Below are 13,535 nucleotides of genomic sequence, written 5' to 3' on the forward strand. Positions count from 1 at the left end.
CTAATCACCTATTATAAAATCATCATCAAATAGCGCTTTTGCTTTTTGAATTAATTCTTTATTTAGTGAAACTTCTTTGTTGTTTTTTACATATTTATTTTTAATTTCTTCAAATGTTTTTTCTTTGTAATCAGATAATTTATTTTTAGATTTTAGATCTTTAAAGATCATCATTATTTCATCTTTTTTATTATCATCAATTGCAAATATAAAATAATGTTTTTTGAATCATGAATAAATATTATTTAGAACTTTTTCATCTAACATTAAGTTGTTAATTAAATTAGCATGACTATTTGATTGAGTTTTTAAAATTATTACACTATCAGTTAAAGCCATTAGTTTTGTATCTAATAACATATATAAGTTGTTTGCATGATCTTTATTTATTAAATTATCAAATTCATCAGTTGCAAATAAATCACTAAATAATTTATCTACTTTTATTTTTTCATCTTTAAATTGTTTTGTTCCAGATAAGAAATTGATTAAATCCATATTATCAATTGATGAGTTATTTTTCATAGAAATTAAATCTAATAGATATGAGTTTAGTTTAGATTTTAGTTCAATTAATTTAAAGCATTCTTTATCGTTTAATTGATCATCAATTACATTAATTTTTGTTTCAACAAATGCAGTAAAATCTTCTTCATCTAGGTTTTGAATTTCTATAGATTCTTGTTCTATAAAAACAGTTTTTTCTTCTTCAGATATTTTATTTATTTCTTTTGTTTCAAGAATTATTTGTTCAATTTCAATATCATTTTCTATAGGTTTAATATCATTGTTTTTTGCTTGGATTTCAATAAAATTATCATTGTTTTTTACAACAGTTGTTTGTGTGTTTAATGATTTTAATAAACTTAGTAATAAGTAGTTATAACTAATGTTTGAGTTTTTAGTTTTTGAATAAGCATCAGCTAAATTATCAGCTAATTTAAAAATATCTTTTATATTAAAATCGTTAAATTGAACTACATCATCACGAGTTAACACATTTAAAAAATCAAGATTATTAGTTAATTTATACTCAACAATTTCTTTAATTATTTCAATAATACCTAAAGCAAAAACATCTCAATTCATACCTTGATTATTAGCTTTTTCAAAATAAGAAATAATAAATTCAGAATTGTTATTTAAAGTACTTTTCACTATTTGAAGTTGTTCTTTTTTTGTAGCTATCAAAAAGATTGATTTTAAATTATTAATTGTTATTTTTTTATCACTCACTAAAATTAATTGTTCAATGATATTGATAGCATCTCTTAATGATCCTTCTGATAAATAATAAACTTCATCTAAAGTTTCTTTATCAATTTCATAACCTTCTTGAGTAGTTATAAAGTTTAATCTATTAGTTAAAGATTGTTTGTCAATTTTAGAAAAATTAAATATTTGACATCTTGATAATATTGTTTGAGGAATTTTACTAAATTCAGTTGTAGCTAGAATAAAAACAGCATGCATTGGTGGTTCTTCTAATGTTTTTAACAATGCATTAAACGCTTGTTTAGTTAACATATGAACTTCATCGATTATATAGATTTTATATCTACTATTTAACGGTAAAGTAGCAACTGAATTTTTGATATCTCTTATTTCATCAACACCATTGTTTGAAGCAGCATCAATTTCAATGATATCTGAACTTCTATTTTCATTAGCCATTATACAATTAGAACATTTATCACAAGCTTTAGATTCAATTAAATTTAAACAGTTAATAGTTTTTGCAAATATTCTAGCAACACTAGTTTTTCCAGTTCCTCTTTGTCCAGCAAATAAAAGAGCATGACCTATTTTATTGTCACTGATTTGTTTTTTTAATATTTCAATAACGTTTTTATGTCCTGCTACACTATTAAAATCTTTTGGTCTATAAACTCTATATAATGATTGCTTATTTGTTTCCATGTCTTACCTCTTAATTACTATATATATTTTACCTTATATTAAGAACTTAAACCTACATCAATAATTGTTTAGTCAATATATTAATAATTATTACTAATCATTAAAAAAGAACTCTATAAAGAGTTCTAATTCAGTTCTGTTTATCATTTCGCCATCTCAAATGGTAGGCATGGCCGGTAAGAACTAAAACCACCGATATCTTAAATATTTCAATCTTTATAAGTATTAGAAATATCACACATATTATTTTAACATTTACTATCTTTTCTTAGCAAAGAAATTGTTAAGGATATTTTTATATTCATCTTCTTTTACACGATTTTTTATTTGGATTAAATTGATGTTTATATCATTAATACTATATTTGTTAGTTATTCCGTATTTGATACTATCTACTAAAAAATAAATGTCTTTAATCTTAACTTGATCAATTGCACCATAACACATCTGACAAGGTTCAAGAGTAGTTATTATTTTATACTCACTTAAATTCATATTATTTGTTTTTTTAATAGCTAAATTAATTGCATTTATTTCAGCATGTGATGAAATGTTTTTATCTTTTTGTTTAGTGTTATAACTTAAACTAACAATGTTGTTATTGCTATCTACTACACAAGCACTAACTGGAATATCATCATGTACTAATGCTTTTTTAGATTCATTTATTAATAAATCTAATAATTGATCAAATTCTTTCATAATTCCTCCAAATAAAAAACCGTAATACAGAACACGTTTCCTTATAGCTGCTACCTTCCGGTCCTGACTCATTCAGATGTTATCCTTATTACGGCATATATAATTATATTATTTTTCTAATGTGTTTTCAATAGGATTATTTTCAGTGTATTCCAATAGAATCATCATCAGATTCTTTTTTTACACTGTTTTGATTAGTAGTGTCGATTGATTGGATTTTTTCTATTTTTGAATTAATTTTGTTTGTTGATTTTTCTAGATCTTCAAATGTAGAATTTGTTTTTTGAACATAATCATTAAAAGCTTTTTTAAGTTTTTGATTTCTTTCATCTCATTTTTGAAAATCAATTAATACACCTTCTACTAAATCTTTAACCTTGTGTATATCTTTGCTAATTTTATAATCTCTAATAGCCATTTGTTGAGAGTGTAAAACTATTGGTAAAGTAGTTGGAGAAGTTAAAAATATTTTCTTATTAAGTGCTTTTTGATAAATATCTTCAAACTTAGTTAAGATTAATTCAAATACCACTTGTGAAGGAATGTACATAATAACATTATCCACACCCTCTTTTTTATCGATGTATTTTTCTACTTCACTTATCTTACTTATTAAAGATGTTCTAAAATTTTTCTCTTTTTGTTTATATTCAAAATCATTTGGATCTTTAGTTAATAGAACTTCAGCATCGATCATTGGAAATTTAGAATCAATGGCTAACTTTTTATTGTTAATTCCTGTATGAATAACAGCATCTATTCTAAGTCCTGGTTTATTTTCATATTTATATTCTCGTTGTCAAATACTGTGTTCTGATTCTTCTCCTAAAATGTTTGATAATATTCACTCTAAAGTAAATTCTCCAACATTACCTCTGTTTTTGCTGTTAGTAAAAATAGAAGAAAGATTATCTAGTTTTGTTTTTGAATCAATAACAACCGTATCAATTCTTGACATTTGCTTTGTATTATTATCATTTAGATTTTTTATAGAATCATTCAAATCCTTAATAACATTTGAAATATCAGTTTTTTGATCATTTACACTTTTTCTTACATTCTCAAAATTTGTTGCATCAATTTTTTCGATAGCTTCTAATTTGGAAATAATAATTTGAATTTGTTTATCAAAAGCTCTACTACCAACTGGATAATCAAAGCCATTGCGTTTAATAGTTCTTATAACAAAGAACAAAGTAATTGCCAGTGTTACAATCCCTATAATGATTATGACAATAATTCAAGCATCCATTATGTTTCTTCCTTTTTAATCTAGTAATCTAAATTTAATAATTTAATTTTTCTAATTTGTTTTGAATATAATTTAGTTTTTTTGTAATCATGTTTTAAATGTCTAATTAAGTTTTTAATATTGATTAATTCTTGTTTTTCTAAATTATATTTAGCTTTTAAATCATTAATTTGATCATGTTTTTGATCATTTGATATTTCTTGATTATCTAGTAATTTGATTTGGTTTTGAGTTTCTAGTTTAAATTCATTTAGTTGTTGTTTTTTAATTACAAATTCTTGTTTTAAATTATTAAGAGTATGAGTATAGTTTGTTTTTGCAGTTTCTAGATCTTGTTTAGTTTTGTCGTTAATGTTTGATACCATATTTTCACGGAACATTCTAAACTCTTTTTCATAGTCTTTTAATTGATTGTAAATATCTTGTTTTGTTTGACCATCTTTAATTAAAGCATCTATTCATTTTTCTTGTTTTACATAACTATTAAATGCTTCTGCTTCAAAATAACTAGTTGTTAATTCTTTATTAAATAATTTTAATTTAGCTTTATAAACTGGGAATTTAAAGTGACGGTATTTATTAATAATTCAATCAATAAATTTTAAGTTTTTATCTTCTAAGAATTTTTGTCTTAATGAAGTTGAAATGTTTTCTATGATTAATGTAAAGATAACTAATCCAAATATTACAGCTCCAAATTCAGCAAATAAACGTCCAGAGAAATATGCATTCATAGTAAATCCTATTTTACCTGCATTTACAACTCCTAAAGCAGCAACTTCTTTGAAGTTTAATTCAAAACGGTAAATAATGTATGAAATTGTTTCATCTTTTGTTTGAGCAACTATTCCGTATCTAAAAACATGTCATCAGTTAAGTCCCATAGATTTCAATTGGTAAATTATTTTCATGTTAATTTTTTCATATATTTCACGATTATATTTTGTAAGCATACCAATTGTACCCATAACAAGAGCTAACATACCAGGGAATTGTCCAAATCCAACTACAAAGATAAATATATAAGCATACATATAAGTTGGTATAGATCTCATAACTGTTGTAATAAACATAAATGGGAACGCTACGTATTTATTTGTTACTTTTGATGAACTTAGTAAACCTAAAATATAAGCAATAATTGAACCTATAAATGTACCAACAATAGCCATAGATAATGCTTCTCATAATAAAAGTATTACTGGATCTTGAACTGAATGAGCAACGTCTTTAAAAATTAATGAACTTCAATTTATATTTAATATTTCTAAAATTACATTTCCTGTATTTTTAACTTGTTGTGAACTTGCAAATTTTAAATCAATAGTAGTTGATGAATAAATAAATAATGAAATTAAAATTATTCCAAAAATTAATCTTTTAATATAATTTTTTCTAGCACTTTTTAGAGTTTGTTCAACAGTTAAATTATCTCTAAACTCTTTTAATTCTTGTTTTGTTGTTATATCGATTTGTTTTTTTAATTCTTCTTTTGTTTTTAAAACTAAGAAGTTTAATTTGGCAGTTGTTTTTTGATCAATTCTAACTGTTTGATCGATTGAATCTAATTTTATAAATAAATCATTATCTGTGTTTTTTAATAGTGATTTATATTCTAATTTATCTTGTTGAACATTTGTTTTGTGTTCTTTTATATATTCTTTAATTTTTTGTTTTCTTATTTTTTTAAGTTCTTGGATTTCATTTTTATTAGTTAATTGAGAAATTTTTTCATCAATATCTTTTACTAAAATGTAATTTACATAAAAATCTAAAGGATTAGTGTCGTTAATTTTTTTTATAGCTTTTACAGATTTATTAATAATTTTGTACTCTAAAACTTGATCTCTATCTTCAAGTACATATTTTTTAACTAAAATTATTAATACCTCAATCATTAAAATAACAGATGAAAATATTGTTAATAAGAAACCTACTTTATTATATTCATTAGAATCTATTGCAACTGTAATTAAAGAACCAAAACTAGTTACCCCAACAGCGGTTCCTATAATTGATAAATAACGAATGTTAATTTCAAGTGTATAAAGTGAAATAGAAAGTAAATCTCTTGAAATTTGAGGAATTACAGCTTTTCTAAATGCTTGAATTCTTGTAATTCCTGTAACTTGTAATGAAGTGTAAATTTTTACATCTATTTGTTCTATTTTTTCAAAGAACATTTTTCCTGCAACTGAAAATGAGAAAAACATAACCCCAACAGCAATAGCTGAAGATGCAGTATCAAAAAATCCTTTTATTATAATTGCAAAAGCAAAAGTTGGTATAGTTCTAAGTATTGATAAAAATAATCTAGCTGCTTGGTTTACGAAATTATTTTTTATGATACTTCTAGCAGCTAATAATGCAACTGGTAGACATAAAATCACACCTATAAAGGTACCAAAAAAAGAATAAGTTAAGGTTTGGATTAAAAGCTTAATTGAACTATTTAAAAAACTCTCTGCTCCAAGTTTAGTCTTAGATCAATCTTCAAAATCTCACTTGAAAAAGTCTTTAAACAATTCACCTAATTTATCAATATTGTCAAAGAATTTTGGCCAATCACTCTCTAGTAATATAAAACCAAGAAGTAAAATTGCAATTGTTGTAACTATAAAACTTATTGAAAATACTTTTTTAGGTCTTTTTGAAAAACTGTTACCTACTTTAAATGTTTTATTTTTTAGAAACATTAGTAATTATCTCCATAAATTTCTTTGATTTTTTCATCACTTAACTGATCTGGAGTTCCATCAAAAACAATTTCTCCATTATTTAAACCTATAATTCTTGTTGCATATTTTTTAGCTAAATCAACATGGTGAATGTTTATAATAGTTGTTATTCCTTCTTCTTCGTTAATTTTTTGGAAGTCTTTCATAACTTGGTTAGCCATAACTGGATCTAAAGCTGATACTGGTTCATCAGCAATAATTAAAAATGGTTGTTGACTTAATGTTCTTGCTAAAGCAACTCGTTGTTGTTGTCCTCCACTTAGATTTTCAGCACGAATATAAGCAAAATCTAATAAGTTTAGTTTGTTTAGAGATTCCAACGCTATTAATTTACTTTGTTTAGAAAATATACCTAAAACTTTATTTAACGGTTTTTCTTTTGTGATTCTTGAATTTAATACGTTTTCTAAAACTGTTTTATTTCCAATGTTGTTGTATTCTTGAAACATTAAACCAATATTACTTCTTAATTCACGTAATTTTTTTCCTCTTGTTTTAGATAAATCATATTTTTTATTGATTTTGTCAAACTCTATTTCAATGTTTCCTGACGATATATCATTAAGTTTATTAATAGTTTTTAAAAGGGTGGTTTTCCCTGCACCAGAAAGACCAATAACAGCTATCAATTCTCCTTTTGATATTGTTAAATTTATATCTTTTAAAACTTGTTTTCCATTTGGTCAAATTTTATTAACGTTTTTAAATACAATCATTTTTTCCTTTCCTATGCTCATGTTATAGCGTTTGCAATTTTTGATACATCATCAAGTTTTTTCAGTGAATCTGTTATATCTGAGTCTATTTTTGTTGCATCTGGTTCAACGAAGTTTGTAATATTATATATACTAAATACTTTTTTAGCTTCTTTATCTTCTTTGATTAAACTTAATAATCCTGTTTTTATATCCTTAAGTAAATCTAAATCTTTACCTACAAGAGATTTTTTATTTTTTGAATACATAATTCCGTCATTTATTATTGCTTGGCTTGCTCCAATAATTTCAGTGTTTTCAAATAATTTTTTCTCATGATCTAATTTACCTGTTCTAGTAAAACGTATGTCAGAAAAACCAAATCCTATTGCATAACCATTTCCTGCTTTTGCTTCGGCGTTATCACCAATAGTAGATGCTATTTTATCATAGTCACTTCCTTTAATAAATTTTTTACCATTTTTAAATAAATCAACTATTTGTTCATTTGTTAAACCAGCTGTTTCTTTCATTCATAAAACAGGATAACTAAAACCAGCAGATGATTTTTTGTCACCTAAAGCAATTTTTATGTTTGATTCAAGTAATAAACTTTTAATTATTTGTTTGTAGTTGTCAAAATTATTTGATTGTTTAGCTTCATCTAAAGCAGCTTTATAACTTTTTTGATCTTTATAAATTGTTTGACTTAAAACACTTGTGTTTGCATATACATAAGATCTATAGTATGAAGCTGGAATTGTATCATCTTCAAGAATTGTTGCATAGCTTTTACCTTCAGCAGGTTTGTGATCTGTTGCATATTTTTGATATCAATTAGCTAATCCAAATAAGTCTTCTCCTTTTAAATCAGATATAGCTTTATCATTTGAGAATTTTTTATCTTCACCTTGGAATCCTTCAAAAGTTGTATAAGGTTTTGCACCTCTTCTACCAGAACTTAATAAGAAACCGATTTTGTCATATGTACCGTCTTCTTGTTTTTCTCCCCTATTTTCTGCATAAGGTTGAATTGACATAAGTGCAATATCAACTGAACCACCAGCTAATGATTTTGCTGCAGCACTATAACTTGTAGAAACATCAACTTTTACAGCTTTATTAAATTCTTCTCCTCTTGCTTTGGCTAATTCTTTTAATTTTTTAGTTAATAATCCTCTTAAAGGGGCAACTTGAGCAGTAATGTCAGTCCCACTTCTTGATGGAACAAAAAGAATTTCTAATTTTGGAGTTCTACAGCTAACAACTGCAAGTGAACTAGTAGCTACTAATCCTATAGAACTTATTATTGAAATTAATTTTTTCATATTATTACCATTAATCCTATCTACTTAAATAAATGTAATTTTTCTATAATAAAAATAGAGAAAGGTAAAACTACAAAAAATTTTTATAGTATTCCTTCCCCTACTTCTAGAATAATTTTATAAGTTAATTGGTTATAATGCACTAATTTTTTTATAATTTCTTTTATCTTTTACGTCTTTTTAATATTGAAAAGGTTGTTCCAATAATTGAACCGATCCCTACAGTTGTTCCAACTGAACTTCCGACTATTGTTGCTAGATTAGATTTTTCTGTTCTATCGATAGTAGGATCTCCAAAATTTGTTTCCTGGAAAAACTGATCAAAAGTTTTATTATCTTTAAATTTTGCTATATAAACAACAGCTTTATATGTCTTTTCGTTTTCTGTATAAGTAAAATTAATTCTTACTGAAGATTTTTCATCAGGTATAACTCATTTATAATCTTGATCATCTTTATTAGTGATTATTCTGTCATCTACTTCAATAGCAACCCCTTCTTTTGATATATTTGGTTTTATAATAGTTGTATTATCTCGAAAATTTCTTTCTGTATTTATATTTATAAAAAAGTGAAATATATTATTTCTAAACCTATATTTTTCCCTTAGTGAACCTCTTCCTGGAAAACTTATAATTAATGAATGTCTTAAAATATCTTGAAGTTTTTTAGGTTGGAAGGGTGGAAAATTTGGTATTTTAACCTTATTTTCATCAGCAAAAAAATCAAAATATTCTACTTGTTCAACATTTAAGCGTGAAATATCTTGTTCAAAATTGTCAGCTCCTTCAAACATATATTCCATCTCTTTTACATTTGAGGTATTTCAGTTAGAAATATCTTGGTTGAAATTCTTAGCATCTGAAAACATACTGCTCATATCAGTTACATTTGATGTGTTTCAGCTGTTTAAAGGTTGATTGAATTGTGTTGCTCCTTCAAACATAGCTTCCATATTATTAACTTTTGATGTGTTTCAACTGTTTAATGGTTGATTAAATGATATTGCATCATTAAACATTCTATTCATATCAGTTACATTTGAAGTATCTCAATTGCCTATTTCTTGATTAAATGATATTGCATCTTCAAACATAGATTGCATATTAACTACACTAGATGTGTCTCAAGCAATATAAGTTGATCCGTCTTCTCTTGTGACTTTTTTTGTGTTTATATCTTGGTTGAATTTTGAAGCATTAATAAACATAATACCCATATCAGTAACTTTTGAAGTATTTCATTTATCTAATGGATGATTAAAATCGCTAGCAAGTGCAAACATACGATTCATATTTGTTACATTCGAAGTGTTTCAAGCAGTATAAGTTGATCCGTCTTCTCTTGTGACTTTTTTTGTGTTTATATTTTGGTTGAATTTTGAAGCACCAGTAAACATTCTTCTCATAGTAGTTACATTTGAAGTATTTCACTTAGATATATCTTGGTTGAAAGTTTCGGCTCCTAAAAAAATTGCTTCTGCATTAATTAGACTCGATGTGTCTCACTTAGATATATCTTGGTTGAAAGATTTGGCACCATAAAACATAGATTCCATACTTGTAACTTGTGAAGTGTCTCAATTATTTATATTACCATTAAAAACAGATCCAGAGAACATTCAGCTCATATCAGTAACGTTTGAAGTGTTCCATTTTTCAATACCTTTTATTTCAGTCTTTTTATTACTGTGAAAAGCTTCTCTTAAACTTGTAATATGACTTGGTAATACATCTGGAACTTTTTCTACATTTTCAGCAAAACGTTGTATTTGTCATTCTCCTTGACTATTTTTAAAATACCCAATTTCAATACATTTTGTTGGATCGTTTTTATCATATTTATGTTCTTTTTCTTCTATATTTTCTTGTAATAAATTATTGTTTGTTTGTGTTTTCACACTCAAATTATTGGTTATTATATTTGAACTGGTCGGACCTAAAAAACTTAAGAATATAATTGAAAGTAACTTAATCATATTAAAAAAAATACCCCTTTTTATTTAAATAATTTAACAATATGTGAACTTTTTTATGTTAACAAAAAAACAATCGAAAGAGATTTTTGCACTGTCCTAAAATCTAAAATTAATTTCTATAACAACTAAATAAAAAATCACCTAACAGTGTTAGGTGATATATTTCATATTAATTTATTTAACTGATAATCTTTTTAATGATTCCATGATAACTTCATCTTCTCTAACTTCTTGTTGTCATAGTCTCATATTACTTTTTACATATTCAGCAGTGATGATTTCGCTTTCAGGATCTATTTCTGTTTCTTCAGTTACATCTTCATATTTAGGATCAACTGAAACTAAGTTTTCTAAAATTTGTTCTCTTAATTTTTGTTTTATTTCTTCAGGATCTTTTGATTGTTCAAATTCTTCAACAACATTTTCAATTAATTTATCTCAATAATCAACTGGGTTAGGTTGAACTACTCAGAATCCTGACATTTTAAAGAAGTATAAAACTGTTAGTAAAGCAGTTCTTTTATTTCCATCAGTAAATTTATTTTTTGTTGATAAGTCAAATATAATGTCAGCAGCTAGGTTAGTGAAGTTAGCTCCTCTTTGGAATGCTCATTTTTTAATTCAAAAGTTAACTAATGATAAAGCTCCACCTTCTGGTTTTTGGAAGTAAACTTCTTTGTGATCTCCAATTCTTGCAGCTTCGTCATTTGCATCCATACATAAAATTCCAACAGCTTCTGCAAAATCTTCATTAAATGGGAATTTTTTCATAACTCACTCTGTCACTTTTATTACATTATTTTTACTCATAAAATCATCCTTCCATCTGACAATAGCAATATCTATACTAATTTTTAGTTTAAATTAATATTTATTACACATGTCTATATATTAATTTTAATATGTAACAAAAAAAGAGTGTTAAATAACACTCTATTTATTATTAAGTTTTATTCTTTCTTGTTGACGTAAACGTCTTTGTCTTTCTTGATTTCCAGCTTTTGTATGTTTTTCATTATATTTGTAGAAACCATATGTTTGTATTATTTGGAATATTGATGAAAAAATTCAGTAAATACATACACCAGTGGCAACTGATAGAATAACAATAACAAACACTACCATCATAACAAGTTGAGTAATAAGTTGTTTTTTTCTAGCTTTTTTCTGTGCTTCAGTTAATGAAATTGCTTTTTGACGTTTCATTTGAAGTAAAGTAGGTAACAACATTGAAACTGCTTGTAAAGGTAAATAAATTCCAATAATTAATATGTAAATATAGTTACCTTGAGTAATTTGTTGTCATGGTCCTTCAATTAAAGCGATTGGACCTAATGTAGCAATTTTTAATGATCTAGTTGATCTAACAATTGCATATATCGCAAATAAGAATGGTAGCGGAGCAAATGATCCTGCTAGTGATGAAAATTGTGACATACCTTCTCTTTGGTAAGCTGCTTGAATTTCAGCTTGTTGTTTTTGTCTTGATTGCATGTCTTTTTTATCTTTGTATTTTGCTTGAATTTCAGCTACTTTTAGTTGAATATCTTGCATTTTATGTTGATTAATTTGTGATTTAAATCCCATTAACAATGTTAATCCTCTAATTATTAACACTGTTAAGAAAATTGATGCAACAGATGAAATACCATAAGATAATTGAGTTTTATCATCTAAACTAGGGTTTAATGTTCCTGAGAATAATTTAATAAGTCCACTTAATACTCATGCAGTTGGATAAACAAAGAATCCATAGAAAGGTGATTCAGTTTTACTAAATGCTTCTCCTCATGAGTTTATAGAATTATATCCATACTCGACAAGTTTTCCATTTTGAATTGCAAAGTGGTGAACTTTTTCTCCGGTTTCTCCTAATGAGTTAAGAATAATCTCAAATGAAACTCCTGGAGCATAAACAGTTTTTCCTGTCATATCAACTATTTGATTAACTGTATATTGAGATTGATACATTTGCACACAACCTCATAACATTGAAACTAAAATAAATAGAAAACCAATAATTTTTAATCACTTTATAACTATTTTAAAAATATCTTTTGGTTGTTTATTTTTTTTACTCTTTTCAGGGTTCAAATAATTCATTACTCTATTACTTTGCTTGTACAAACTCTTCTCCCCCTATTCTATACCTAAAGTTTATTTATAATTTTTTTAAAAGAATTTGAAGTAGTTTCAAATTTAATATCTAAAATCGGTTTTCTTGCCAAAATAATAATATCAAACGGTTTTTCTCCAAACAGATTTATATTATTATTTATCAACATTCTTATTTGTCGTTTAACTTTATTTCTTACAACAGCATTACCTATTTTTTTTCCTACACTTATTCCATATCTCAAATAACCTTTGTCATTCGATCTATAATAAATTACAAAACAAAGATTCTTAATAGAATTTTTAGTAGAAATAATATCTTGAAATTCAAAGTTCTTTTTTATAATTCTTTTATTTTTCATAGTTTGTTAAAAGCAACTAAAATTAAGCAGATAATTTTGCTCTACCCTTAGCTCTACGAGCATTAATTACTTTTCTACCATTTTTAGTAGCCATTCTTGCTCTAAAACCGTGAACACGTGCGTGTTTGATTTTTGATGGTTGTCAAGTTCTTTTCATGCTGGAACCTCCTCACTTTAAAAATAATGTTTCATCATCTATTATATAATATTTTCTTTGCAAAAAACAACCTAAAATACAGTTAAATTTAAACATTGAATTCCATATTAATAAACATTTAAGTTTTCAACATAAAAATATATAACATGTAGATATGTACATAAGTTGTAAAAATATAGGTTTTAATTGAGTTTTTAAGCTTGAAAATAATTGTGGATAACTTAATATTGTTATGGTGATTAAATATTTTTCAACATTTTATAATGTGTTTATTTATAATAATTTTGA

General features: G+C 25.4%; 11 protein-coding genes and 1 other RNA gene. All 12 read right to left on the minus strand.

Translation table 4 applies throughout. The annotated features are described in order from the left end of the window. The 12 genes from dnaX to rpmH all read right to left on the minus strand — a co-directional run bounded on the left by dnaX (window position 1) and on the right by rpmH (window position 13,247). Entirely contained in the window at window positions 1–1,920 is a 1,920-nt protein-coding gene (gene dnaX, locus MYE_RS03890; RefSeq protein WP_042733587.1) for a DNA polymerase III subunit gamma/tau, read from the minus strand. Between the two features lie 258 nt (window positions 1,921–2,178). Further along, window positions 2,179–2,622: a nucleoside deaminase gene (locus tag MYE_RS03895; protein ID WP_042733588.1), complete on the minus strand. Its 444-nt coding sequence runs from the start codon at window positions 2,620–2,622 to the stop codon at window positions 2,179–2,181. Between the two features lie 6 nt (window positions 2,623–2,628). Further along, an RNA gene (ffs, locus tag MYE_RS04155) (signal recognition particle sRNA small type) lies at window positions 2,629–2,724 on the minus strand. Between the two features lie 34 nt (window positions 2,725–2,758). Continuing rightward, a complete protein-coding gene (locus MYE_RS03900; RefSeq protein ID WP_052491430.1) occupies window positions 2,759–3,874 on the minus strand; it encodes a DNA recombination protein RmuC in 1,116 nt (371 codons plus the stop codon). Between the two features lie 20 nt (window positions 3,875–3,894). Next, window positions 3,895–6,570: a PhnE/PtxC family ABC transporter permease gene (locus MYE_RS03905; RefSeq protein WP_042733589.1), complete on the minus strand. Its 2,676-nt coding sequence runs from the start codon at window positions 6,568–6,570 to the stop codon at window positions 3,895–3,897. Next, entirely contained in the window at window positions 6,570–7,328 is a 759-nt protein-coding gene (gene phnC, locus MYE_RS03910; protein ID WP_042733590.1) for a phosphonate ABC transporter ATP-binding protein, read from the minus strand. The genes MYE_RS03905 and phnC overlap by 1 nt, the downstream gene beginning before the upstream one ends. Window positions 7,329–7,339: 11 nt before the next feature. After that, on the minus strand, window positions 7,340–8,635 hold the full coding sequence (locus MYE_RS03915) for a PhnD/SsuA/transferrin family substrate-binding protein (RefSeq protein WP_042733591.1): 1,296 nt from the start codon (window positions 8,633–8,635) through the stop codon (window positions 7,340–7,342). Window positions 8,636–8,798: 163 nt separating this feature from the next. Next, on the minus strand, window positions 8,799–10,613 hold the full coding sequence (locus MYE_RS04080) for a BspA family leucine-rich repeat surface protein (RefSeq protein WP_052491431.1): 1,815 nt from the start codon (window positions 10,611–10,613) through the stop codon (window positions 8,799–8,801). Between the two features lie 174 nt (window positions 10,614–10,787). Next, the gene (locus tag MYE_RS03925) at window positions 10,788–11,423 is read right to left on the minus strand and encodes a hypothetical protein (protein WP_236681619.1); all 636 of its coding nucleotides are present in this window, start codon (window positions 11,421–11,423) and stop codon (window positions 10,788–10,790) included. A gap of 123 nt (window positions 11,424–11,546) precedes the next feature. After that, window positions 11,547–12,740 (minus strand): membrane protein insertase YidC, encoded by a 1,194-nt coding sequence (yidC, locus tag MYE_RS03930; protein ID WP_051067122.1) that lies wholly within the window; start codon window positions 12,738–12,740, stop codon window positions 11,547–11,549. 23 nt (window positions 12,741–12,763) lie between these two features. Beyond that, window positions 12,764–13,090 carry a ribonuclease P protein component gene (gene rnpA, locus MYE_RS03935; protein WP_042733592.1) on the minus strand — a complete coding sequence of 109 codons (327 nt, stop codon included), beginning with the start codon at window positions 13,088–13,090 and terminating at the stop codon, window positions 12,764–12,766. 22 nt (window positions 13,091–13,112) lie between these two features. Next, window positions 13,113–13,247, minus strand: a complete 135-nt coding sequence (rpmH, locus tag MYE_RS03940; RefSeq protein ID WP_036497817.1) for a 50S ribosomal protein L34 — start codon at window positions 13,245–13,247, stop codon at window positions 13,113–13,115. Between the last annotated feature and the right edge of the window lie 288 nt (window positions 13,248–13,535).

Origin of the sequence: Mycoplasma yeatsii GM274B, assembly GCF_000875755.1 — a bacterium.
Classification (GTDB): domain Bacteria; phylum Bacillota_I; class Bacilli_A; order Mycoplasmatales; family Mycoplasmataceae; genus Mycoplasma; species Mycoplasma yeatsii.